This window comes from Agrobacterium sp. FDAARGOS_525, from assembly GCF_003938925.1.
In the GTDB taxonomy this organism is placed as follows: Bacteria; Pseudomonadota; Alphaproteobacteria; order Rhizobiales; family Rhizobiaceae; genus Agrobacterium; species Agrobacterium pusense.
Genome location: NZ_RKIU01000003.1, coordinates 788531 through 811426 on the forward strand (window position 1 = coordinate 788531; position 22896 = coordinate 811426).

24 protein-coding genes are annotated in these 22896 nt (G+C 59.0%); 11 read left to right on the forward strand and 13 right to left on the reverse strand.

Annotation, left to right across the window (positions count from 1 at the left end):
• Positions 1 to 198 precede the first annotated feature (198 nt).
• Both EGT36_RS05050 and EGT36_RS05055 read left to right on the forward strand, forming a co-directional pair.
• Entirely contained in the window at positions 199 to 1053 is an 855-nt protein-coding gene (locus EGT36_RS05050; RefSeq protein ID WP_004443871.1) for an SDR family NAD(P)-dependent oxidoreductase, read from the forward strand.
• Between the two features lie 143 nt (positions 1054 to 1196).
• Positions 1197 to 1844: a LysE family translocator gene (locus EGT36_RS05055; protein ID WP_037090197.1), complete on the forward strand. Its 648-nt coding sequence runs from the start codon at positions 1197 to 1199 to the stop codon at positions 1842 to 1844.
• Positions 1845 to 1882: 38 nt separating this feature from the next.
• On the opposite strand, the gene EGT36_RS05060 is transcribed toward EGT36_RS05055, so the two are convergent.
• From EGT36_RS05060 to EGT36_RS05090, 7 genes are all read right to left on the reverse strand, one after another.
• Entirely contained in the window at positions 1883 to 2677 is a 795-nt protein-coding gene (locus EGT36_RS05060) for an ABC transporter ATP-binding protein (RefSeq protein ID WP_022556955.1), read from the reverse strand.
• Complete coding sequence (locus EGT36_RS05065; protein ID WP_004443879.1) at positions 2674 to 3555, reverse strand: ABC transporter permease; 882 nt, start codon at positions 3553 to 3555, stop codon at positions 2674 to 2676. The genes EGT36_RS05060 and EGT36_RS05065 overlap by 4 nt, the downstream gene beginning before the upstream one ends.
• A gap of 107 nt (positions 3556 to 3662) precedes the next feature.
• Positions 3663 to 4616, reverse strand: coding sequence for an ABC transporter substrate-binding protein (locus tag EGT36_RS05070; protein ID WP_037090194.1), 954 nt, complete (start codon positions 4614 to 4616; stop codon positions 3663 to 3665).
• A 108-nt stretch (positions 4617 to 4724) separates the two neighbouring features.
• Positions 4725 to 5897 carry a dual-specificity RNA methyltransferase RlmN gene (gene rlmN / locus EGT36_RS05075; protein WP_077987047.1) on the reverse strand — a complete coding sequence of 391 codons (1173 nt, stop codon included), beginning with the start codon at positions 5895 to 5897 and terminating at the stop codon, positions 4725 to 4727.
• A 266-nt stretch (positions 5898 to 6163) separates the two neighbouring features.
• The gene (locus EGT36_RS05080) at positions 6164 to 6667 is read right to left on the reverse strand and encodes an invasion associated locus B family protein (protein ID WP_003523183.1); all 504 of its coding nucleotides are present in this window, start codon (positions 6665 to 6667) and stop codon (positions 6164 to 6166) included.
• A gap of 296 nt (positions 6668 to 6963) precedes the next feature.
• Positions 6964 to 7344: a YkvA family protein gene (locus EGT36_RS05085; protein ID WP_037090190.1), complete on the reverse strand. Its 381-nt coding sequence runs from the start codon at positions 7342 to 7344 to the stop codon at positions 6964 to 6966.
• Between the two features lie 51 nt (positions 7345 to 7395).
• Positions 7396 to 7701, reverse strand: coding sequence for a 4a-hydroxytetrahydrobiopterin dehydratase (locus EGT36_RS05090; protein ID WP_003505045.1), 306 nt, complete (start codon positions 7699 to 7701; stop codon positions 7396 to 7398).
• Between the two features lie 58 nt (positions 7702 to 7759).
• Here EGT36_RS05090 and EGT36_RS05095 point away from each other — a divergent pair, with 58 nt between their 5' ends.
• A complete protein-coding gene (locus EGT36_RS05095; RefSeq protein WP_037090188.1) occupies positions 7760 to 8239 on the forward strand; it encodes a low molecular weight protein-tyrosine-phosphatase in 480 nt (159 codons plus the stop codon).
• On the opposite strand, the gene thpR is transcribed toward EGT36_RS05095, so the two are convergent.
• Complete coding sequence (thpR, locus tag EGT36_RS05100; RefSeq protein WP_004443895.1) at positions 8173 to 8766, reverse strand: RNA 2',3'-cyclic phosphodiesterase; 594 nt, start codon at positions 8764 to 8766, stop codon at positions 8173 to 8175. The two genes, EGT36_RS05095 and thpR, sit on opposite strands and share 67 nt — an antisense overlap.
• 68 nt (positions 8767 to 8834) lie before the next feature.
• The gene (locus EGT36_RS05105; RefSeq protein WP_037090185.1) at positions 8835 to 9485 is read right to left on the reverse strand and encodes an arylesterase; all 651 of its coding nucleotides are present in this window, start codon (positions 9483 to 9485) and stop codon (positions 8835 to 8837) included.
• Between the two features lie 91 nt (positions 9486 to 9576).
• Between EGT36_RS05105 and EGT36_RS05110 the strand changes: the two genes are divergently transcribed.
• The 3 genes from EGT36_RS05110 (at position 9577) to EGT36_RS05120 (ending at position 13801) form a co-directional block, all read left to right on the forward strand.
• A complete protein-coding gene (locus EGT36_RS05110) occupies positions 9577 to 10287 on the forward strand; it encodes an ABC transporter ATP-binding protein (protein WP_037090183.1) in 711 nt (236 codons plus the stop codon).
• Entirely contained in the window at positions 10284 to 12845 is a 2562-nt protein-coding gene (locus EGT36_RS05115; protein WP_037090180.1) for an ABC transporter permease, read from the forward strand. Before EGT36_RS05110 ends, EGT36_RS05115 begins: the two co-directional genes overlap by 4 nt.
• A gap of 218 nt (positions 12846 to 13063) precedes the next feature.
• On the forward strand, positions 13064 to 13801 hold the full coding sequence (locus EGT36_RS05120; RefSeq protein WP_006698258.1) for a Bax inhibitor-1/YccA family protein: 738 nt from the start codon (positions 13064 to 13066) through the stop codon (positions 13799 to 13801).
• A gap of 115 nt (positions 13802 to 13916) precedes the next feature.
• On the opposite strand, the gene EGT36_RS05125 is transcribed toward EGT36_RS05120, so the two are convergent.
• The 3 genes from EGT36_RS05125 to acnA all read right to left on the reverse strand — a co-directional run bounded on the left by EGT36_RS05125 (position 13917) and on the right by acnA (position 18321).
• The gene (locus EGT36_RS05125) at positions 13917 to 14309 is read right to left on the reverse strand and encodes a DUF2794 domain-containing protein (protein ID WP_004443903.1); all 393 of its coding nucleotides are present in this window, start codon (positions 14307 to 14309) and stop codon (positions 13917 to 13919) included.
• 388 nt (positions 14310 to 14697) lie between these two features.
• Positions 14698 to 15438 carry a DUF1223 domain-containing protein gene (locus EGT36_RS05130; RefSeq protein WP_006698259.1) on the reverse strand — a complete coding sequence of 247 codons (741 nt, stop codon included), beginning with the start codon at positions 15436 to 15438 and terminating at the stop codon, positions 14698 to 14700.
• 189 nt (positions 15439 to 15627) lie between these two features.
• The gene (gene acnA, locus EGT36_RS05135) at positions 15628 to 18321 is read right to left on the reverse strand and encodes an aconitate hydratase AcnA (RefSeq protein WP_022556961.1); all 2694 of its coding nucleotides are present in this window, start codon (positions 18319 to 18321) and stop codon (positions 15628 to 15630) included.
• Between the two features lie 269 nt (positions 18322 to 18590).
• On the opposite strand from acnA, the gene ccmA reads away from it, so the two are divergent.
• From ccmA to EGT36_RS05165, 5 genes are all read left to right on the forward strand, one after another.
• Positions 18591 to 19232, forward strand: a complete 642-nt coding sequence (gene ccmA, locus EGT36_RS05140) for a heme ABC exporter ATP-binding protein CcmA (protein WP_125270110.1) — start codon at positions 18591 to 18593, stop codon at positions 19230 to 19232.
• A 178-nt stretch (positions 19233 to 19410) separates the two neighbouring features.
• Entirely contained in the window at positions 19411 to 20070 is a 660-nt protein-coding gene (gene ccmB / locus EGT36_RS05150) for a heme exporter protein CcmB (protein WP_004443913.1), read from the forward strand.
• Between the two features lie 74 nt (positions 20071 to 20144).
• Complete coding sequence (locus tag EGT36_RS05155) at positions 20145 to 20906, forward strand: heme ABC transporter permease (RefSeq protein WP_006698262.1); 762 nt, start codon at positions 20145 to 20147, stop codon at positions 20904 to 20906.
• Between the two features lie 3 nt (positions 20907 to 20909).
• Positions 20910 to 21083, forward strand: a complete 174-nt coding sequence (gene ccmD / locus EGT36_RS05160; protein WP_037090177.1) for a heme exporter protein CcmD — start codon at positions 20910 to 20912, stop codon at positions 21081 to 21083.
• Positions 21080 to 21685, forward strand: coding sequence for a DsbE family thiol:disulfide interchange protein (locus EGT36_RS05165; protein WP_037090175.1), 606 nt, complete (start codon positions 21080 to 21082; stop codon positions 21683 to 21685). Before ccmD ends, EGT36_RS05165 begins: the two co-directional genes overlap by 4 nt.
• A 14-nt stretch (positions 21686 to 21699) precedes the next feature.
• Here EGT36_RS05165 and EGT36_RS05170 read toward each other — a convergent pair whose 3' ends face one another.
• Positions 21700 to 22881 carry a GGDEF domain-containing protein gene (locus EGT36_RS05170; RefSeq protein ID WP_034500065.1) on the reverse strand — a complete coding sequence of 394 codons (1182 nt, stop codon included), beginning with the start codon at positions 22879 to 22881 and terminating at the stop codon, positions 21700 to 21702.
• Between the last annotated feature and the right edge of the window lie 15 nt (positions 22882 to 22896).

Here is a 22896-nt window from a genome sequence, read left to right on the forward strand (position 1 = left end):
AAACAATTGATGGACACGCGTGACGCACGTGACGACAGCTGCACCGAGGGGAACGAAGCCGTTGTCACATGCATTTAGAAAATTCGCGCTTTATGATGAAGCGGCGCGATCGACTTGAAAACCGTGAATGAAGCCACTCAGGTTCAGGCAACGTTGCAAACCGCTGGAAACAGCAGAAACGACGCGAAGGAGAAACCTATGACGACCATCCACCCCGCATTCAAGGAAGATAATGTCGCCGTCATAACAGGTGCGGCCTCTGGCATCGGACTCGCCGCCGCCCGCAAATTCGCCGGTTTCGGCATGAGTGTCGTGCTCGTCGATCTCGATGGCGAGAAACTCGCCGCCGCGCATGCGGACGTTCTGGCACTTGCCCGGGACGGCGAGGCGCAAATCGTTGCGATCCCAACCGACGTCTCGAAACTCGATGAGCTGGAGGCGCTGGAACGCGCCGTAATTCAGCGTTTCGGGCGCGTTCACGTCCTCATGAACAATGCCGGCATCCAGCCTGGCAGCGCCATTTTCGGTCCCCAGGCCAACTGGGAAAAGATTATCAGCGTCAATCTGATGGGCGTTGTGAATGGCAGCCGTGTCTTCGGTCAGGGCATGATCGCCCATGGTGAGCCGGCACTCATCATCAACACCGGCTCGAAACAGGGCATCACCACGCCTCCCGGCGATCCCGCCTACAATGTCTCGAAATCGGGCGTCAAAACCTTCACGGAAGCGCTTCAACACGAGTTGCGCAATGTTCCAAATGGTAGAGTTTCCGCCCATCTCCTCATCCCCGGCTTCGTCTTCACAGGCCTTACAGCCCACGGCAGAACGGAAAAACCGGAAGGCGCCTGGACCGGCGAACAGACCATCGAGTTCATGCTCGAAAGCATCGGCCGGGGCGATTTCTACATTCTCTGCCCGGATGGCGAGGTTGACCGCCCGACGGACGAGAAACGCATTCTCTGGGCGGCCTATGATATCGTCCAGAACCGCCCGCCGCTCTCGCGCTGGCACACGGAATATTCCGCCGCCTTCACCAGCTTCCTCAAGAACTGACGCCTAGGGGCCGCCGCGATCTGAAAATTGCGGTGCCCCGCCCTGCTTAATCCACCGCTGCGCTAGGGCCGCCACTCAAAAACATTGGCAGAAATCCGCAATCACGTTAAACAACGGCCGTCTCCAGCTTTACGGGTACCGCGATGGATTTCGTTCCAAGCCTGCCAACACTGATCGCCTTCACCATCGCCATCCTTCTCCTGGCGGTAACGCCGGGTCCGGACATGACGCTCTGGATCAGCCGCTCCCTGCGCGAAGGCCGGGCGGCGGGCTTCATGACCCTGGTAGGAACCAATATCGGCATCACCGTGCACACGATGCTGGTCGCCTTCGGTGTCGCCGCCCTCATCGTCGCCTCGCCGACGGCTTTCATGATCCTGAAGACCGGCGGAGCCGCTTATCTTGTCTGGCTCGCCATTCAGGCGATCCGCAAGGGCTCGGATTTCGTGATGGTCAGAGGCACCGGCGAAAAAGCGCAGGCCTCCCTCAAATCCGCCCTGCTGAACGGCATCTGGGTCAACCTGCTGAATCCGAAGATCATCATCTTCTTCATGACCTTCCTGCCGCAATTCGTCAGCGCATCCGATCCGCATGTGACCGGCAAGCTGATTTTCCTCGGCATCTGGTCAATCATCGTCGCACTGCCGATCGGCATCGGCATCGTGATCGCCGCAGATGTTCTCTCCGCCTGGCTGCAACGCAACCGGAAAATTCTGCGCGGACTGGATTATACGATCGCCGGCGTCTTTTCGCTTTTCGCCGTCAAGATTTTCTTCACACAGGCGCGCTGACGGCAAACAAAAAGGCGCCTTACGGCGCCTTTTTACAATCAACCGATCAGCAACTCATCGTCATCGAGCTTCTGGCCGCGTATCTTGCGGAACATGTCGATCAGATCCTCCACCTCAAGATCCTTGCGGCTGTCGCCGGAAACGTCGAGCACGATCTCACCGGCATGCAGCATGATCGTGCGCGTGCCATAGTCCAGCGCCTGACGCATGGAATGGGTGACCATCAGCGTCGTCAGCTTGCGCTCCGATACCACCTTGCGGGTCAATTCCATCACGAATTCCGCCATGCCGGGATCGAGCGCTGCCGTATGTTCGTCCAATAGAAGCACGTCCGAGCCTGACAGTGTCGCCATGACGAGAGAGACCGCCTGCCTCTGGCCGCCCGACAGAAGGTCCATGCGGTCCTTCAGACGATTTTCCAGACCGAGATTGAGCGAAGCGATACGCTCCTTGAAAAAATCCCGCCGGCCACGTCCGAGCGCAGGCAGAAGACCGCGACGTTCACCACGTGATGCCGCCAGCGCGAGGTTTTCCTCGATGGTAAGCGCGCCGCAGCTGCCCGCCAGCGGGTCCTGAAACACGCGTGCCACCCGCCCCGCCCGGCTGGCGGTCGGCTTGCGGGTAACATCGGCGCCACCGATCATCACCCTGCCTGCCGTGGGCAGCACATCGCCGGCCAGAACACCGAGAAGTGTGGATTTGCCCGCACCATTGGAACCGATGACCGTGACGAACGAACCATCCTCAATGGTGAGGTCTATCTTGGATAGCGCCTGCTTCTGCAGCGGCGTGCCGCGCCCGAAGACGACCTGGATGTCGGAAAGCGAAATCACGATGTTGCTCCCCCGCGGCGCAGTCGGGGCAGGATCAATGCGATGGCCACCAGTACCGCCGTTACAAAATTGAGATCGGACGCCTTGAGACCCAACACATCACTCGACAGAGCAAGCTGGATGGCGAGACGATAGGCGATGGAGCCGAAGACACAGCCGATCAGCGCGATCAGGATGCCGCGCGCGCCAAACAGGGTTTCACCGATGATGACGGCCGCAAGCCCGACAACAATGGTGCCGACACCGGAAGTCACATCCGCAAAACCATTGGTCTGGGCAAACAGCGCACCACCAAGAGCCACAAGCGCATTTGAAAGCGCCATGCCAAGATAGATCTGGCTACCGGTCTTCACGCCCTGCGCCCGCGCCATCCGGGCATTGGCACCCGTCGCGCGCATGGCAAGACCCGCATCGCTTTCAAGGAAACGCCAGACGAGAATGACCGCAATCAGCACCAAAGCGCCGACGAAGAGCGGCCGCACCAGATATTCAGAAAGGCCGAGGCCGTAAAACGGCGATATCATCGTGTCCTGATTGAGCAGCGCGACATTCGGCTTTCCCATCACGCGCAGGTTGACCGAAAACAGTGCGATCATCGTCAGGATCGAGGCAAGCAGGTTCAGAATCTTGAAACGCACATTGAGTGTGGCGGTCACGATGCCGGCAGCCGCACCGGCCACCATCGCAATCGCCGTCGCGACCCAGGCATTCAGACCGGCGATGATCAGCACGGCTGCCACGGCAGCGCCAAGCGGAAACGAACCGTCCACGGTCAGGTCAGGAAAATCAAGCACCCGGAAAGCGAGGTAAACGCCGATCGCCACGAAAGCGAAGACCAGTCCCAGCTCCACGGCACCCCAGAAGGCGATTTGGCTCACGGTAATGTCCTTGTTATTGCCGCCATCGGGCGGATACGGGCACCGTCTCGTGCCACGTAAAACGGGCGGCGAGTTTGCCGCCGCCCGTTATTCAGTCAGGTTTCGGTTCAGTCGATGACCTTGGTGGCGCGCTTCGTAACGCTTTCGGGGAAGGTGACGCCTGCTTTTTCAGCGGCCTTCTTGTTGATCACGAGATCGGTGCCAACAGCAACGGTTGCCGGAATATCGCCCGGCTTTTCACCCTTGAGGATGCGGACAACGACGGCGCCGGTCTGCTTGCCAACGTCAAAATAGTTGAAGCCGAGGGCAGCAACCGCACCGCGAGCAACGGAATCCGTATCGGCGGCATAAAGCGGGATCTTGGCTTCAGACGCAACACCGGCAGCAGCCTCGAAAGCCGAAACGATGGTGTTGTCAGTCGGAACGTAGATCACGTCGGCCTTGCCGACCAGCGCACGGGTCGCACCCTGCACCTCTGCCGACTTGGTGGCGACGGATTCAACGACCTTGAGACCCGCCTTCTCGGCCTCGGTCTTCAAGAGAGCGAGTGTCGAAACGGAGTTTGCCTCGGCCGAATTGTAGATGAAGCCGATGGACTTGGCGTTCGGCGAGATTTCCTTGATGAGCGCCAGATGTTCGCCGACCGGCAACATGTCGGAAAGGCCGGTGACGTTACGGCCCGGCTTCTGCATATCCTTGACGAGCTGCGCGCCGACCGGATCGGAAACCGCCGTGAAAACGACCGGAATGTCGCGCGTGGCGGCAACGACGGCCTGGGCGGACGGCGTGGAAATCGGCACGATGACAGCAGGTGCCTCGCCAACGAACTGGCGCGCGATCTGTGCTGCGGTGCCGGGATTGCCCTGCGCGGATTCGTAAAGGAACTTGAGGTTCTCACCTTCCTTGTAGCCCGCTTCGGCAAGGGCAGCCTTCACGCCATCGCGGGCGGCATCGAGTGCCGGATGTTCGACGATGGCGGTCACGGCAACGGTGACGGTTTCAGCCTTCGCCGGCAGAACGATGGCGCTCGCAGCGGCGAGAGCCAGAATCAATGCGCGCATGGATATCCTCCTGTTAGTTCCCTGTTTTCGTCTTCTTAGGAACAAGACGGGCCGAAATCAATCGGAGAACCGCCGGAAACCCAGCTTTATGAGGCAAAACCGGCTTATTCAGTCGTCTGCGCCATGGTTGGCGATCATCATCGCCTCGAAAGCCAGCCTTTCGGTCTTGCGCATGCGCTCGGATTCCGACTTCAGCTGACCACAGGCCGCTAGGATATCGCGGCCGCGCGGCGTGCGGATCGGCGAGGCATAACCTGCCTGATTGATGAAATCGGCGAACTTCTCGATCTGCGCCCAGTCCGAGCACTGGTAATTCGTGCCCGGCCACGGGTTGAACGGAATGAGGTTGATCTTGGCTGGAACCCCCTTCAGAAGCTGCACCAGCATCTTGGCGTCTTCCAGGCTGTCATTGACGTCCTTGAGCATCACATATTCGAAGGTGATGCGCCGGGCGTTGGAGAGGCCCGGATATCTGCGGCAGGCTTCGATCAGTTCCTTCAGAGGATATTTCTTGTTGATGGGCACCAGCATGTCGCGCAACTCATCACGCACCGCATGCAGCGAAATCGCAAGCATGACGCCGATCTCATCGCCGGTGCGGAAGATTTCCGGCACCACACCCGAGGTGGAGAGTGTGACGCGGCGCTTGGAAAGCGACAGGCCATCGCCATCGGTGGCGATCAGAAGCGCGGTCTTAACATGCTCGAAATTGTAGAGCGGCTCGCCCATGCCCATCATCACGATGTTGGAGACCTTGCGGCCTTCGCTCGGCACATAAGCGCCAACCGGCGTCGAACCATCGGGGAAATCACCGAGCCGATCACGCGCCAGCAACAGCTGCGAGAGGATTTCCTCGGCCGTCAGGTTGCGCACCAGACGCTGCGTGCCGGTGTGACAGAAAGAACAGGTCAGCGAACAGCCCACCTGGCTCGAAATGCACAGCGTGCCGCGCCCTTCTTCCGGAATATAAACCGTTTCGATCTCGACGGGACGACCAGCGCCCCGCGGCGGAAAACGCATCAGCCATTTGCGGGTGCCGTCATTGGAGATCTGCTCCTCGACGATTTCAGGTCGAGCGATGGTGAAGGCCGCCTTCAGCTTCTCGCGAAGCTCCTTGGCGACATTGGTCATATTGTCGAAATCGGAGACGCCGCGCACATAAAGCCAGTTCCACAACTGGCTGACGCGCATCTTCACCTGCTTTTGCGGCACACCGATTTCCGCGAGCGCCTCACCCATCTCCTCACGGGTCATGCCGATCAGCGACGGCTTGCCGGACATGAGATCGCTATTGGCGATCAGCGGGGTTTTGACTGCCAGACCGGCAGGAGCTTGCATTACGGACATCACGTTATCCCATCGTTCCATGCGTCGCACGACCGGCCTGTCGGGAAGGCGGAAAATCGTCTGCATGTCGAGAAAATCAAAGGCGGAGCACTTTTCGCGCATCCGCCTGTCAATATTGCCGCGCCTTTAGCATCAAACTGGCAAAAACGCAAATGGCCGGTCGAGGACCGGCCATTGCCAAACGCGATGAAGGGTCAGCGTTACTTGCAGCTCTCGATCTGCTTGAGAGCAGCCGAAATACCCGACAGCGAATAGGAATAGGAGGTTGCGGTGCCACGGCCGGAAACTGCCTTGACGGTCATGGACTTGCCGCCCTTCATGGCAGCCACGAGAGCCGGTTCTTCCGCAGCGTTTTCAACCCAGGCGGCCTTGTCCTTGGTGAACATGACGAAATTCTTGTTGTCGATCGTCACATTGACCTTCGAACCCTGCTTCAGCGGATAACCTACCATGGCCTGCGGCTCATAGGAGATGTTCTGGCCCGGGCGCTGGGAGACGATGAAGAATATATCGCCGTGGTCGACGCTCGCCGGTTCCTTGGCGGTGGGAATGGAAAGAACGTAGCAGACGGTGCTGTTGCCCGATTTGTACGAATAGGCACCCCAAGCATTGAACTGCTGGATGCGCGTGGGCGACTGTGCAGATGCTACGCCGACGCTGGTCAGCAAAATGGCCGCTGCGGTTGCTACACTTCTTACAAACATAGAATTTCCTGCCGGGTTATTGTCTTCCATTGGCCCGAAGCATCGGCGAGCCCAGAGTCTGGATCGGCCACGTTCAGGTGCGGATCGTCTTTTCTCATTGTGGTCGGGAAGCGGTTACCAAACCGTCAACAACATGCATAAAATGCCGGAAACGTCTTGCAGTGTTACAGATTGGCGACTCCCGACGCCCTGAGGAGAAGGGCGTGCGACACCCTTCCTCCGTGTGTATGACACATAAATTCAGGCAAGAATTTGTCGCCCGTCGGGCGCGCCCGAACGGGCAGATCACAGAGGCGTTACCCGGCTTCCTGCTGCCGCTTCAACATGGCGTCAGCCGCGTCGTAATGTTCCATCTTGATATTGGCGCGGATCATCGCGAGCGCTGCGGTAATGACGGCTATGTCATCAGTAAAACCGACGACGGCCAGCATGTCCGGCACGGCATCAAAAGGCATGATGAAATAAGCCAGCGCAGCGAGGATGATACCCTTGGCGCGCAGCGGCGTGTCGCGATCGATCGCGCAGTAATAGGCCGCGGCCGCATCGCGGGCAAACGGCACTTTCGACATGACACGTTTCAGCTTCGGCCAGAACCTGGTCCGAACAACCTCTTCGCGCTCACGCTCCCTGTCGGTTTCACCCGGCAGAAGAATTTCACCGATTTTCACATCATCCATGATCGACGGTCCTCCGGTCACGGCTATTATATGGGATTTAAGGTCCGCCGTTCAATTGCTTCGGCCCGCAGCCGCCTTCTGCATGGCCTCGGCCAGAAGAAAATCCCGCTCCGTCACACCTTGCGAATCATGGGTGGTAAGGCAGACCTTGACCCGCGAATAGACATTGGACCATTCGGGATGGTGATTGAGCCTTTCCGCGACAAGTGCGGATTCGGCCATGAAACCGAAGGCTTCCGCAAAACTTGAAAACTTGAAGGAACGGACGATCGCCGCTCCGTCCTCGCGCAGGGACCAGCCCTCGAGTTTAGACAGGGCCTGCCGGATGGCGTCCGGCTCGAGTCTGGGATATTTCATGAACTTGCCTCCGCTTGAGACCCATTAACGCTTCAACGATCGGATCGACCCATATTCCATGAAACATACAGCTATTCTTTTTGTCTGCATGGGCAATATCTGCCGTTCCCCGCTGGCCGAAGGGGTTTTGCGACACCTTGCCGACGGCGCGACCATGTCTGATCGGCTTACCATCGATTCCGCCGGCACCGGCGGCTGGCATGCGGGTGACGCACCCGATCCGCGATCCATCGCCATGGCGCGCCGGCACGGTATCGATATTTCACTTCAACGGGCGAGACAGGTCACTGCGGCGGATTTCGAGACCTTCGATCTGGTATTCGCCATGGACGAAAACAATCTGGCGAACCTGCTGCGATTGAGTTCCGAAAGGCACCGGCACAAAATCCATCTTTTCATGGAATATGCCGCCGGGCGTCGCGAGAACGTCCCCGATCCCTATTACGGGGCCGAGGACGGATTCCTCACAGTTTACAACATGCTTTTGGCGGGATGCAGATCGCTGCTCGAAAAGATCGAGCTGGACCGCGCCTCGTGAAGCGGAAACACCTCTTCGACGATATAGGGTCCGCCACCCACCGATTCCTTCGACGACATCAGCACAAAGCGCCCGACCGTAAAGGGTGAGGTGCGGAAGTTGCCGCGTCCGGAAAGATACTGCACCACATCGTCCACGCGGGAGGAGCGCAACCGCGCCAGCGTGACGTGGGGCATGAACTTGCGCGGATCGGGCGGGAGACCGATCCTTTGGCAGATTCTCTCGATTTCCGCCTGCAGCGCATGCATTTCGGGCGAGGGAGAAACGCCAGCCCAGATGGAATGCGGCTTCTTGGAGCCGAAGGAGCCCATTCCGGTGAGGTTGAGCTGGAATTCCGGCCGGTCTATCCGGTCCAGCCTGTCAACGACCTCATCGGCGGTACGACCGTCGATGTCACCGATAAAACGAAGGGTTATGTGATAATTCTCCACATCGATCCACCGGGCTCCCGGCAGACCACCGCGCAACAATGAGAGGCTCATCGCCGCATTGCGCGGAATTTCGAGGGCGGTAAACAGTCTCGGCATGGCGAGCTCCCCGAATCTCTTGGCAGAACAAGCATAGCGAATCACGCAATGCAGACGGGCGCAAGTGCTTATTTTTTTTGCGCACCGATTGTCTTGATGAAGCTTTCAACAGCCGGCAAAGATTTTTCGACCATCACTGCCACCCCCTTGGTATTGGGGTGCATCTTGTCGTCCAGCTTCAGCGCATCATCCGTCACCACGCCATCCAGAAAGAAGGGATAAAGCGGCAGGTTGTATTTTTCCGCAAGCTTCGGGAATATCGGATTGAAGCGCTTTGCATAATCATCGCCCATATTTGGCGGCGCCATAATACCGACCAGCAACACGGCTATGTTGCGCTTCTGAAAACCGGAAATGATGGTGTCGAGGTTCTTTTCGGTCTGTTCCGGCGGAATTCCCCGCAGGGCGTCGTTGGCGCCCAGTTCCAGAATGACGCCGTCAGTGCCATCGGGAACAGACCATTCCGCCCGCGCCAGACCGCCTGAGGAAGTGTCACCGGACACACCTGCGTTGGCGATGGCGACATTGATCCCCCTGGCCTTTAATGCAGCTTCAAGCTGTGCAGTATAGCTGTCAGTCGGGGGAAGCTGATAACCGGCCATCAGGCTGTCGCCGAGGCCAACCAGCTGCAATGTCCGCTCCTGGGCGAAGCCAGCAGTGGCGGAAAGGGCGGTGGCGAAAATGACGATGAAGTGAAACAGGGCAGCTTTAAATCTCATCACGGCTTTCCTAACTTGGTTCCCATTGCCTGAAATACTGACCGCATCTACCGCCAGACCGTTTTCATCACCCTATATAGGAACGAGAATTGTGACGAAAAGCATCATAGAGCTGAAGAAAGCCGACCTCACGCTCGGCAATGCCGCTGCCTCCGTCCACGTTCTCAAGAACATCGATCTCTCAATCAGAGAGAGCGAGGCGGTTGGCATCGTCGGCCCCTCCGGATCGGGAAAGTCGACACTTCTGATGGTGCTTGCCGGGCTCGAGAGGCTCGACAGCGGCGAAATCATCATTGCGGATACGCCGCTGCACGAGCTCGGTGAGGACGCGCTCGCGGATTTCCGCGGCCGCAACATTGGCATCGTTTTTCAGTCCTTCCACCTCATCGCCAACATGACCGCACTGGAAAATGTCGCAGTGCCGCTGGAATTGGCAAACGTTCCGAACCCGTTCGAAATCGCCGAGCGTGAACTGGTCGCTGTCGGTCTCGGCGAGCGCCTCAATCATTATCCCGGCCAGCTCTCCGGCGGCGAGCAGCAGCGTGTGGCCATCGCCCGCGCACTCGCCCCGTCGCCAGCCGTATTGATAGCCGATGAACCGACCGGCAACCTCGATACCGACACGGGCAAACAGATCGCCGATCTTCTGTTTGCCAAACAGGCCGAGCGCGGCATGACGATGATCCTCGTTACCCATGATCCCTCGCTGGCGGCCCGATGCTCACGGCAGATCAAGGTTCGCTCCGGCGAAATCGAGGGCGACAGCGCCCGCTCACAGATGGCTCGGGCGGTATCCGCATGACCGGAATCTTTCTTCCGTCTTTTGCAAATGTCAGAAACGCCGCAAGGCTCACGCGGCGCGAAATTCGCGGCGGCCTGCGGGGCTTTTACATCTTCCTCGCCTGCATCGCGCTGGGAACCGGCGCCATCGCCGCCGTCAATTCCGTCTCGCGCGCGGTCACCAGCGCCATCGCCACGGAGGGTCAGTCCATACTGGCAGGCGACGTGCGTTTTGAACTGCGCAACAGGGAAGTGACGGAAGAAGAGCGCGCTTACCTCGATAGTCTCGGCACCGTCGCGGTTTCCACCGGTCTACGCTCCATGGCGCGCCTCGCGAATGGCTCAGAACAGACCCTGACGGAAGTAAAGGCCATTGACGGCTCCTACCCGCTCTATGGAACGTTCGTGGCCGAGCCGAACCGGCCGCTGAGCGAGCTTCTGGCCGGAAATGGCGACACCTATGGCGCGATTGCCGCGCCGCTTTTACTGGAACGGCTCGGAATCAAGGTCGGCGATGAGATTCTGCTCGGTAATGTGACGTTGAAACTGAACGGCACCGTGATCGATGAGCCGGATGCCCTATCTGATGGTTTCGGTTTTGCTCCTCGACTGATGGTCAGCCGCGACGCCCTTTTCGCCTCTGGTCTCGTCCAGACGGGCAGTCTCGTGGAACACGCCTACAAGATCAAGCTGAACGATCCTGCAGCACGGGCGGCAATGACCGATGCAGCCAACAAGGCGTTTCCCGATGCCGGCTGGTCGATCCGCACCAGCGACCGGGCTGCCCCGTCGCTCACCGAAAACGTCAACAGGTTCTCGCAGTTTCTGACGCTGGTTGGCCTCACTGCCCTGATCGTCGGCGGTGTCGGCGTCGCCAATGCCGTTCGCGCATTTCTGGATTCCAAGCGCACCACCATCGCCTCGCTGAAATGCCTGGGTGCGCCGGCCTCCGTGGTCACCATGACCTATCTCTTCCAGATCGCCTTCATTGCGGCCGTCGGCATTGTCATCGGGCTTGTGGTCGGTGCCGTTGCGCCACTCATCGCCATGCGGTTTCTGGAGGGCGTGCTGCCAGTGCCGGAAGAACTTGCCTTCTATCCCGGCGCGCTCGGTCTCGCCGCCCTGTTCGGCCTCCTGACGACACTCGCCTTCGCCATCGTACCACTCGGTCAGGCACGCGAGGTGCCGGCTACGGCGCTCTTCCGCGAACAGGGTTTCGAGGAGGGAAGCTGGCCGTCCTGGCCTTATCTGACCGCGACCGGTGCGCTTCTGGCGGCGCTTGCGGCCCTTGCTGTCTTCTCGGCGGAAGACCGTTTCATAGCCTCGGTCTTCCTCGCGGCCATTGCCTTTGCCTTCGTAGTGCTGCGGCTGGTCGCCTCCGGCGTAAAGGCCATAGCCAAGCGCAGTCCGCGCGTTCATTCGGCTGCGCTGAGACTGGCGATCGGCAATATTCACCGACCGGGCGCACTCACCCCCTCGGTGGTTCTTTCTCTCGGCCTCGGCCTGACCCTCCTCGTGACGCTGACGCTGATCGACGGCAACCTGCGCCGCGAACTAACGGACAGCCTGCCGGAGAAAGCGCCGAATTTCTTTTTCGTCGATATTCAGGGCAGCGAAGTGCAAGGCTTCCGCGATCTGCTCAAACAGGAAGCGCCGCATGGCACCCTGACGGAAGTGCCCATGCTGCGCGGCCGCATCCTCGCTCTCAACGGAGAAGACGTGACGAAAATGGACGTACCCTCGTCCGGGCGATGGGTGCTGCGTGGTGACCGCGGCATCACCTATTCCGAAAACATTCCTGAAAATGCCAAGCTGACGGACGGCGCCTGGTGGGCACCGGATTATAGCGGCGAACCGCTGGTCTCTTTCGCAGCGAAAGAGGCGGGTGATCTGGGCCTGAAGATCGGCGACAGCGTCACCGTCAACGTGCTTGGCCGCAGCATTACGGCGAAGATCGCCAATCTGCGCAATGTCGAATGGGAATCCCTGTCGATCAACTTCGTCATGGTGTTTTCGCCCAATACTTTCCGCGGCGCGCCCCATGCCTGGCTGGCAACACTTGCCGATCCTTCCGCAACTGCGGCCGACGAAGGCCGCATATTGCGCGCTGTCACCAATACTTATCCCACAATCACCAGCGTCCGCGTGAAGGATGCGCTCGACGTCGTCAACCGGCTTGTCGGCCAGCTCGCGACCGCGATCCGCGCCGCCGCAGCCGTTGCGCTCATTGCGTCCGTCCTGGTTCTCGCCGGCGCGCTTGCGGCCGGCAATCGCGCCCGTACGCATGACGCCGTCATCCTGAAAACGCTGGGCGGCACGCGAAGCCTGCTCATACGCGCCTTCTCCTATGAATACATGATCCTCGGTCTCGCCACCGCCGTCTTCGCGCTTTTCGCCGGCGGTGTCTCCGCATGGTTCGTGATCGCCCGCATCATGAAGCTACCCTCCAGCTTCCTGCCGGATGTGGCAATCGGAACCCTCGTCGTCGCCCTTGTGATGACTGTGGGCATCGGCCTCATCGGCACCTGGCGGATTCTCGGGCAGAAGGCAGCACCCGTTCTCAGACAGGCCGGTGAATGATCATCGGTTGTGCGCCGCTTAACTTTAACGATTAATTCTTTGTAATGATCGCCAAAACGTGAGCGCTTTTCGCGCATACGGTGTCTTTTCGGCGGGAAAAGGCCTTGTATCGAACACGTTCTGCCATCATATTCTTGAGCAGGCTTGCTGAAGCTCCGCAGCGGCGCCCGGGAGGTATCCCGACACCGTAGCAATTACGGAGCTCAAAAGAGGAAACAATGGCTGACTTTAATAACTACCAGAACCGCATGGCGCAGACGCGTGCACAGTCTGGTGCGCTGATCGACGAAGGTCTTCGCGCCTATATGCTCAAGGTTTACAACCTTATGGCGCTGGCTCTGGTCATCACCGGCGTTGCCGCGTTCGGCACTTATACGCTCGCCGCTTCCAATCCGGCTGTCCAGCAGCTGCTTTTCGCGTCGCCGCTTCGTTGGGTCGTGATGCTCGCTCCGCTGGCACTGGTCTTCTTCCTTAGCTTCCGCATCCAGAACATGAGCGTTTCCGCTGCGCAGACGACCTTCTGGGTTTACGCCGCGCTGATGGGTGTTTCGCTCTCCTCGATCTTCCTGGTCTACACCGGCCAGAGCATCGTGCAGACCTTCTTCGTGACCGCGGCTTCGTTCGGTGCGCTCTCGCTTTACGGTTACACGACCAAGAAGGACCTGTCTGGCATGGGTTCGTTCTTGATCATGGGCCTGTTCGGTCTGATCATCGCTTCGATCGTCAACATCTTCCTTGCATCCTCCGCGCTGCAGTTCGCGATTTCCGCGATTGGCGTGCTGATCTTCGCAGGCCTGACCGCCTACGACACCCAGAAGATCAAGGAAATGTATTTCGATGCCGACGATGTTGCCGTCGCCGGCCGCAAGGCCATCATGGGTGCGCTGACGCTCTATCTCGACTTCATCAACCTCTTCACCTTCCTCCTGCAGTTCCTCGGGAACCGCGACGACTAAGGGATTGGGTCCTACGGAAAAAAGAAAGGCGACCTCAGGGTCGCCTTTTTTATTACCTCATTTCGCTCAATGCGCCTGATCGTCCGTCAAGGCAGGAGACTGACGTTACTGGAGCTCATTCGATAAGTTTCAAAACCTTGTCGAAAACCTTGAGGACTTGCGGCAGCTCGTGGCCGCGCTTCAGAATGCGGCCATCCACATTCACGACGCTGTAAGCTCCCTGCTTCGCCGCCAGCCTGGGGTTCTTTTCGATCCTGTAGAGCGGCATTTCTCCCGACCGTTTAAAGACGGAAAACACCGCTTTTTCCTTCAGATGATCGATGGCGTAATCCCGCCACTCCCCTTCTCCCACCATGCGGCCATAAATGCGCAAAATCGCATCCAGCTCGCGGCGGTGAAAGGTCACCGGCAATGGATCCTTGTTCTTCTTGTATTCACGGAGATCGATAACGGTGGAGCTGTCGCGTGAAGCGGTTTGAGCCTGCTGCACATCCGGTTGATCGGTCATCCAGTACCTCCGATTCCACCCAAATCATCAGATCAATGTGAGCTTGGCGGCTCGAAATTGCAAGTGTTGTCGACTTACGGCGCTCACAGGAACCAGATGGGGTTTCTCGGCTTCGAAAGCTCTGCAGGCAGGAAAACAATGCGACAACGAGCATCTGCCCCAACATCACCGACAAACCGTCCCGCGCAAGAGCAGGGTAAAACGGTAACCATTTAGGCACCCATTTTACGGGCGCCTGCCGTATTTCGGTCAAACCATGGCCTGAATTGGGTGGAATAGTCGCATTGTCAATTGATGCCTAGGCACCAAGATGACCCGGTCCGGTGCATTGACCCTTTACCCCCAGCCCCCAGTGCCCGGACCGGATCTTCAATCGCCAGATCGGCGATTATGGCGTTTCGCTCCCCAATAAAATACTTGCACCGACAATTGCCGCGGGATCACCGCTTGCATTCGCCGTCTGCAACAGCACGGCGCAGCCGCCCTTTTTTACCTTGGCCACCACGCTCGCCGGCAGCTTTACCGTCATCGGCGAACCGTCCCACATGCCGACCGTCTGCACGTCATAAACGCTGTGCCAGTAGGACATTTTTTTCCCCTGGTTTTCACCCTTCTGCACATCCACAGTCTGCTCCCGGGTGAAATATGCGACGACGACATCGGCCTTGCCGCTGCCGGCACCGATATCGATCTCCACCTCATCACCCGCAAATTTTGACGAGACGGGCACGTTCAATCCCTTGCCCTCACGCTTGAACGAGTCGAGCCTGTCATAGATCCCGCGCACATCCGCGCCCTTTACGTGGTCACGGCCGTTCAGAATGGCCTGCGGCGTGTAGACCCCGTTGCGGCCGAGTGCACGCATGTAACCGTATTGCCGTTCGGTATTTTCCTTGGATGCGAGCGAATCCGTCCAGCCGAGATAGTTCCAATAATCGACATGGTAGGAGAGACCGACGACGTCGCCCTTCTGGATCATCTTGCGCAGGGCCTCATCCGCCGGGGGGCAGGATGCACATCCCTGCGATGTGAACAATTCGACGACGCCCTTCACCGCCTCCTGCGCCTGCGCGGAGGTGACGAGCAACGTGCCGAGAAGACATATCGACAGGGGGAATTTCAGCGGCATTACAAAAACCTTTGTCCGGAAGAGATCCAGACGAATTGATGCGATCAATCCCGCCGGGATGCAAACCGGAAAATAACGTCTAACGCCCTTCAATAGAAAGTCACGAAGGGGTGAGCGACAATCACAAAACAAGCGACTTGAAACGGAAAGACGCCGGGATTCCTCCCGGCGCCTTCGATTGTCGAAGCTTTACGCAGCCAGATCGCGCAGAACGGTCTGCAGAATACCGCCATTGTTCATGTAGATCACTTCATCAAGCGTATCGATACGGCAAAGAAGCGGAACTTCCTTCACCGTGCCATCGCTGTAAGTGATCTTGGCGATCTTCTTTTCACGCGGCTTGATCTCGCCTTCGAGACCGTCGATCTCAACGATTTCATCGCCTTTGAGGTCGAGGCTCGCCCAGGACGTTCCCTCTTCAAAGACGAAGGGGACGACGCCCATGCCGACCAGGTTCGAACGGTGAATACGCTCAAAGGACTGCGCGATAACCGCCTTGACGCCGAGCAGGTTGGTACCCTTGGCCGCCCAGTCACGGGATGAGCCGTTGCCATATTCGACACCTGCAAAGATGACGAGCGGAACGCCCTCAGCCTTGTACTTCATGGCCGCGTCATAGATCGACATCTCTTCCTTGGACGGATAGTGAATGGTGTAGCCACCTTCCTTGCCGTTCGGGCCGAGCATGTGGTTGCGGATGCGGATGTTGGCGAAGGTGCCGCGCATCATCACTTCGTGGTTGCCACGACGTGTGCCGTACTGGTTGAAGTCGGCAACGCCGACACCATGCTCGGTGAGATAAGCACCGGCAGGCGATGCCGCCTTGATCGAACCGGCCGGAGAAATATGGTCGGTGGTGATCTTGTCGCCGAAGAGACCGAGAACGCGCGCGCCCTTGATGTTCTTGAGACCCGAGCCCGTCTTGCCCATGCCCACGAAGTAGGGTGGGTTCTGGACATAGGTCGAGTTGTCGTCCCAGGCATAGGTCTGACCCGGCGGCACCTGAACGGCCTGCCAGTTGGCATCACCCTTGAAGACGTCGGCGTACTTCGTCTCGTAAAGCTCGCGCGTGACGTATTTCAGGATGAACTCCTGAATTTCCTTCGAGGTCGGCCAGATATCCTTGAGATAGACCGGGTTGCCGTCCTTATCATTGCCGATCGGCTCCTTGGTCAGGTCCTTCTGGACCGTACCGGCAAGAGCGTAAGCGACGACGAGGGGCGGAGAGGCCAGATAGTTCGCCTGCACGTCAGGCGAGATACGGCCTTCGAAGTTGCGGTTACCGGAGAGAACGCCGGCCGCAATCAGGCCCTTGTCGTTGATCGTCTTGGAGATCGGCGCCGGCAGCGGGCCGGAGTTGCCGATGCAGGTCGTGCAGCCGAAGCCAACGAGGTTGAAACCGATCGCATCGAGATCCTTTTGAAGGCCCGACTTGTCGAGATATTCGGCAACCACCTGTGATCCAGGTGCAAGCGACGTCTTCACCCATGGCTTGGAGGTCAGCCCCTTGGCGACAGCGTTACGGGCGAGAAGGCCGGCAGCGATGAGGACGGAGGGGTTGGACGTGTTGGTGCAGGAGGTGATGGCGGCAATTGCCACATCGCCGTGACCAAGATCGAAGTCCTCGCCTTCAACCGCGTAGCGGCTCGAAAGCTGGCCGGGCTTCTTGTAGTCGTTTTCGAGAGCAGTCGCGAAATTGGGCGCGATGGTTTCGAGCGGCAGGCGGCCTTCCGGACGCTTCGGGCCGGCCATGGACGGTACGACGTCGCCGAGGTCGAGTTCGAGCGTGTCGGTAAAGACAAGATCGGAACCGTCGCCGGTGCGCCACATGTCCTGGGCCTTGGAGTAGGCTTCCACGAGGGCAATACGATCCTTTGCACGGCCGGACATCGTCAGGTAATTGATGGTTTCGCTGTCAACCGGGAAGAAGCCGCAGGTCGCGCCATATTCCGGGCCCATATTGCCGATGGTCGCACGGTCGGCCAAAGACATCGAATCAAGGCCGGGGCCGAAGAATTCGACGAACTTGGAAACGACGCCCTTCTTACGCAGCATCTGCACGACGGTCAGAACGAGGTCGGTCGCGGTGACGCCCTCCTTGACCTTGCCAGTCAGCTTGAAGCCGATGACCTCAGGCAGAAGCATGGAAACCGGCTGGCCAAGCATGGCCGCTTCAGCCTCGATACCGCCGACGCCCCAGCCGAGAACGCCGAGGCCGTTGATCATGGTCGTGTGGCTATCCGTGCCGACGCAGGTATCCGGATAAGCGATGGTCTCGCCGTCCTCTTCCTTGGTCCAGACGGTCTGGCCGAGATATTCCAGGTTGACCTGGTGACAGATGCCCGTGCCGGGGGGAACAACGCGGAAGTTCTTGAATGCCTGCTGGCCCCACTTGAGGAAGCGGTAACGCTCGCCATTGCGCTCATATTCAAGTTCGACGTTGCGGGCAAAAGCGTTCGGCGTACCGAATTCGTCAACGATAACGGAGTGGTCGATGACGAGATCGACAGGAACCAGCGGATTGATCTTTTCGGGATCTCCACCCAGCGCTTTGATACCATCACGCATCGCGGCAAGATCGACCACGGCAGGAACGCCGGTAAAGTCCTGCATGAGAACGCGGGCGGGGCGGTAGGCGATTTCGTTTTCGGTGAGGCCCTTGTTGTTGAGCCATTCGGAAACCGCCAGAATGTGTTCCTTGGTAACGGACTGGCCGTCCTCGAAACGCAGGAGGTTTTCGAGCAGGACCTTCATGGAATAGGGCAGCTTGGAAACGCCCTTCAGGCCATTGGCTTCAGCCTTGGGTAGGCTGAAATAGACATAGTCCTTACCATCGACGGTAAGAACGGAACGACATTTGAAACTGTCGAGTGATTTGGGCATGGATAAAAACCCCGCTTACACTGATAGCCAACACGTTCGTGCGGACACCTATGCACTCATGCACATCAGGATGCGGGTACGACCATTTCCGCTGTCCGCACGTGAAAATTGCTCCTCGCAATCGTCAAGTCCGGCGCAAGATGATGTTCACGCCGGCCGCTGGCGTGTTGACACCCATATAGATAATTTCAGACAAACGTGCCAGACCATTCCACGACGCTAATCGATTTTTTTATGATCGAACGGCAAATTTTAATCGGAACCGCAGCATGCATCTGACGGCGGAAAATCTTGGCGTGCGACGCGGCGAAGATTTCATATTCATGAACATTTCCTTCAAGTTAAGCGACGGTGAGGCGCTGGTGCTGACCGGGCGTAACGGCTCGGGAAAATCGACGCTGCTGCGCACGGTGGCCGGTCTGTTGCGACCCGAGCGGGGGCAAGTGAAGATAGCCGGCGAAGTAATAGAAGCCGAGATGCGACCTTCGGAAGCGTGCCATTATCTCGGCCATCGCAATGCGATGAAGACGGAACTGACAGTTTCCGAGAACCTGCGCTTCTGGAAGGATTTCCTTGGAGACTTTCATGGCGCGGCGGGCGTAGCGATTGACGAAGCGGCCGAGAGTGTCGGCCTTGCCCGCATTACCCACCTGCCTTTCGGTTACCTGTCCGCCGGTCAACAGCGCCGCTTCGCGATGGCAAAGCTCCTTGTCGCATGGCGGCCGGTATGGATTCTCGATGAACCGACTGCGGCGCTCGACAGGGCGGCAGACGACATGTTTACCGACCTTGTGAAAGGCCATCTTGCAAAAGGCGGGATCGTGCTGGCGGCAACCCATCAGCCTTTGGGGCTGGAGAAGGCGCAGGAGATACAAATGACCGGGTTCGCGGGCGTGGAGGCTTGGGCGTGATGGCGATGTGCACGCGGCTTACCCCCCTCTGCCCTGCCGGGCATCTCCCCCTCAAGGGGGGAGATCGGCAAGAGGGGCTACAGCCACTCGATTCTCGAGCATTGAGTTGGACGAGACCTAACCGCGAGTTGTCCGGCAGGACAGAGGGGGGTAAACTACACCCACCGAGGTCGCCCCAATGACCGCTCTCTTCCTCCGCGATCTCAAACTCTCCATCCGCGCCGGCGGCGGCGCGCTGATCGGCGTCCTGTTCTTCATGACAGTGGTTGCCGTCATCCCTTTCGGCGTTGGACCCGATCTCAACCTGCTTGCTCGTATCGGCCCGGCCATTGTCTGGATCGGCGCACTTCTGTCCGCCCTTCTCGGCCTCGACCGGTTGTTCCAGGCCGAACGCGACGACGGCTCCCTCGATCTCATCCTGATGCAGGAAACGCCGCTGGTGCTGACCGTCTTCGTCAAATGCCTGGCGCACTGGGTATCAACGGGCCTGCCCTTGGTGCTGGCATCACCCCTTCTCGGCCTGTTCATGAACATGGACGAGGTGGCAATCGGCGCGGTGATGCTCACCCTTCTCGTCGGCTCACCCGCCATCACCTTCATCGGCGCGGTGGGGGCGGCGGTCGCCGTTGCCCTGCCACGCGGCGGCCTTCTGGTCTCCATCCTCGTCCTGCCGCTCGCCATTCCGGTGCTGATCTTCGGTGTCAGCGCTTCCTACGCGGCAGTGCAGGACCCGGCGCCTTTCCTGCCACCCTTTCTCATTCTCTGCGCGATCACGTTATTTTCAGCCGTGACCGGCCCTTTCTTCGCCGCTTTGGCACTGCGCAATGTTATGGATTGAGGAAACCGCAACGCACGATACCCTGTTGACAGGGATCAATTGCGGGGCGGCCATTCTCGGGTTACACAAACGGCATGAACGAGCAGACTTTCTCCATCACCAAGTTCAGCGATCTCGCCAATCCCACGCGGTTTCTGGCGCTGGCGGCACGCATCCTGCCATGGCTCGCCGGTTTGACCGCGCTGGTGCTGGCGGCCGGCCTCTACATGTCCTTCACCTCGGAAGGAGATTACCAGCAGGGTTACACGGTGCGCATCATGTATGTGCACGTTCCGTCCGCCTGGCTGGCCATGATGTGTTATTCGGTCATGGCAATATCCGCTATCGGCACCCTCGTCTGGCGCCATCCGCTAGCCGATGTCAGCCATAAGGCCGCAGCCCCCATCGGTGCAGCCTTCACGCTCATCGCACTTATCACCGGTTCGCTCTGGGGCAAACCCATGTGGGGAACCTGGTGGGTGTGGGATGCGCGGTTGACCTCCGTTTTCGTGCTTTTCCTGATGTATCTCGGGCTCATCGCACTCAACCGCGCCATGGACGATCCATCCAGAGCCGCCCGCGTCAGCGCGGTGCTGATCCTCGTCGGGTTCGTGAATATTCCGATCATCAAGTTTTCGGTCGAGTGGTGGAATACGTTGCACCAGCCGGCAAGCGTCATCCGGATGGGCGGCTCCGCCATCGACGCGGAGTTTCTCTGGCCGCTTCTGACCATGGCGATCGGTTTCACGTTGCTGTTCTTCACCCTGCATATCGCCGCCATGCGCAATGAAATCTGGCGCCGCCGCGTGGCCGCGCAACGCCGGCTTGCCGCTCGCATGGCGAACCGGGAGGGTTGAGGGATGACACACGCCTTTTATATCGGCATGTCCTATGCGGCGACCGGCCTTGTCGTTCTCTGTCTCATCGCCTGGGTCGTCTTGGACGGTCAGGCACGCAAGCGGGAACTGAAGGAACTCGAAGCATACGGCGTGCGGCGCAGGGCAAGAGCCGGTTCCGCAGGTGACGGCAAATGACGCAGACTAACCAGAATGACACATCAAAATCCAGGTCGTCTGGCCGCGCACGTTACGCGCTGGCGCTTCTTCCCTTGCTGCTGTTCGGCGGCTTTGCCCTCGTTGCCGGCAAGATGCTATATGATCAGGATGTCAACGGACTGGATGTCAGCGCCATACCGTCAGCGCTGATCGGCACCAGGGCGCCGACCCTGTCGCTGCCGCCGCTGGAAGGTTCGAACCTGCCGGCACTGACAGATGCCGCCATCAAGGGCAAGCTGACGCTGGTCAATGTCTTCGCTTCCTGGTGCATTCCCTGCCGGCAAGAACATCCGCTGTTGCAGGAACTGGCGAAAGACGACCGCATCACTGTCGTCGGCGTCAATTACAAGGACAAGCCGGACAATGCCCTGCGTTTCCTCGGCGAGCTCGGCAACCCCTTTGCTGCCATAGGTATCGATCCCAGCGGCAAGGCGGCGATTGACTGGGGTGTGTATGGCATTCCCGAAAGTTACCTGGTCGGCGCGGACGGCACGATCCTTTACAAAAAGGTCGGCCCCTTTGATGCCCGCAGCGTCGAGCGCGACCTGCGACCGGCCATTGCGGCCGCAGCCGGAAAATAACCGCTCGTAAGGCATCACGCCTTGTTAACGACCCTCAGAGGCGGGCCTTCCGCCGGCAGACGCATGCCTTCCAGCACCACCTGATCGCGACCGCCGCGTTTTGCGGCATAAAGACTGTCATCAGCACGCTTGATGGCGTCGTGAATGGAATGATCGCCCCTCGCGACCGCCGAAACACCGAAGCTCGCCGTGATCTGACTGGTCACACCCCGGTTCCGCCAATCCAGTGACGACAGGCCTGTCCGCATGCCATTGGCAAGCTGGCTGGCCGCAGCAGCCGTCTGACCGGGCAGGAACACCACGAATTCCTCGCCGCCGAAACGCGCTACCAGCGCATCCTCGGGCGCATTTTTTGTGAGAAGATCGGAAAGGCCGATGAGGACGATATCTCCCGCCGCATGGCCGTAGACATCATTGATGCGCTTGAAATGGTCTATGTCGCAGGCAATCACCGCGCCATCAGGCGTATCATTACGAAAGTCGGGCACACGCCGGTCGAAGCCACGGCGGTTCAGCACGTCCGTCAGGGGGTCATGCTCCGCCGCGTGCTGATGCCGGTCCACGGTGACGGAAATCTGGCTCGCGAGCACCGAAAGCGCGAGCAGGAAGCCAAAAATACTCGCAGCAAGCTGCATGTAGAAAGCATAATCCGACTCGAAGAACTCGCTGAGTTCGATCATCGAGCCTCCCGGCGTCATCACCAGCAGCAAGCCGATGCGCACCAGCGTCTCCACCACCACAAGACAGGCGATTCCCACCATCAGCCTGTCGGCAAGCGCAGCCGGGCGCTTTCGCACGAGCCAGACCGGGATCGCGAGCAAAAGGGCGCAAACGAGATCGCCGATGACGAGTTCGCGTTTCAGATCGGGGGTGATGAAAACATGGAAAGAGACCAGCAACACCGCAACCACGACGATCGACAGCCGCGCCTTGGTATAGAGCGGCCGCCCGAAATGGGTGAGCAACGCGTGGCCATAGAGGAAGAAGGCGGAAAAGAACAACAGATTCGAAAGGATCGCCTGAACTTCAAAAGGCAGCCCGCCAAGCACCAGTGGTGTTGCAAAAGCAAAGGCCGCCGAAAGATATCCGATACCCCAGTAGCGGGCGGAAGCCTGCCCGGTCCTCTGCAGGAACAGAAACACCACGCCGAATGTCAGCATGATAAAGGGAAGAAGATAGGCGAAATTGTCTTGCAATGGGTTCTGCCGGAG

Coding starts and splice junctions, on each gene's coding strand:
- EGT36_RS05165 (WP_037090175.1), top strand. CDS start 21,080: ATGACGCAGACTAACCAGAATGACACATCAAAATCCAGGTCGTCTGGC.
- EGT36_RS05080 (WP_003523183.1), bottom strand. CDS start 6,667: ATGTTTGTAAGAAGTGTAGCAACCGCAGCGGCCATTTTGCTGACCAGC.
- ccmA (WP_125270110.1), top strand. CDS start 18,591: ATGCATCTGACGGCGGAAAATCTTGGCGTGCGACGCGGCGAAGATTTC.
- rlmN (WP_077987047.1), bottom strand. CDS start 5,897: ATGTCCGGCAAGCCGTCGCTGATCGGCATGACCCGTGAGGAGATGGGT.
- EGT36_RS05085 (WP_037090190.1), bottom strand. CDS start 7,344: ATGGATGATGTGAAAATCGGTGAAATTCTTCTGCCGGGTGAAACCGAC.
- ccmB (WP_004443913.1), top strand. CDS start 19,411: ATGACCGCTCTCTTCCTCCGCGATCTCAAACTCTCCATCCGCGCCGGC.
- acnA (WP_022556961.1), bottom strand. CDS start 18,321: ATGCCCAAATCACTCGACAGTTTCAAATGTCGTTCCGTTCTTACCGTC.
- EGT36_RS05130 (WP_006698259.1), bottom strand. CDS start 15,438: ATGCCGCTGAAATTCCCCCTGTCGATATGTCTTCTCGGCACGTTGCTC.
- EGT36_RS05115 (WP_037090180.1), top strand. CDS start 10,284: ATGACCGGAATCTTTCTTCCGTCTTTTGCAAATGTCAGAAACGCCGCA.
- EGT36_RS05050 (WP_004443871.1), top strand. CDS start 199: ATGACGACCATCCACCCCGCATTCAAGGAAGATAATGTCGCCGTCATA.
- EGT36_RS05070 (WP_037090194.1), bottom strand. CDS start 4,616: ATGCGCGCATTGATTCTGGCTCTCGCCGCTGCGAGCGCCATCGTTCTG.
- EGT36_RS05120 (WP_006698258.1), top strand. CDS start 13,064: ATGGCTGACTTTAATAACTACCAGAACCGCATGGCGCAGACGCGTGCA.
- EGT36_RS05055 (WP_037090197.1), top strand. CDS start 1,197: ATGGATTTCGTTCCAAGCCTGCCAACACTGATCGCCTTCACCATCGCC.
- EGT36_RS05095 (WP_037090188.1), top strand. CDS start 7,760: ATGAAACATACAGCTATTCTTTTTGTCTGCATGGGCAATATCTGCCGT.
- thpR (WP_004443895.1), bottom strand. CDS start 8,766: ATGCCGAGACTGTTTACCGCCCTCGAAATTCCGCGCAATGCGGCGATG.
- EGT36_RS05125 (WP_004443903.1), bottom strand. CDS start 14,309: ATGACCGATCAACCGGATGTGCAGCAGGCTCAAACCGCTTCACGCGAC.
- EGT36_RS05090 (WP_003505045.1), bottom strand. CDS start 7,701: ATGAAATATCCCAGACTCGAGCCGGACGCCATCCGGCAGGCCCTGTCT.
- EGT36_RS05155 (WP_006698262.1), top strand. CDS start 20,145: ATGAACGAGCAGACTTTCTCCATCACCAAGTTCAGCGATCTCGCCAAT.
- EGT36_RS05105 (WP_037090185.1), bottom strand. CDS start 9,485: ATGAGATTTAAAGCTGCCCTGTTTCACTTCATCGTCATTTTCGCCACC.
- ccmD (WP_037090177.1), top strand. CDS start 20,910: ATGACACACGCCTTTTATATCGGCATGTCCTATGCGGCGACCGGCCTT.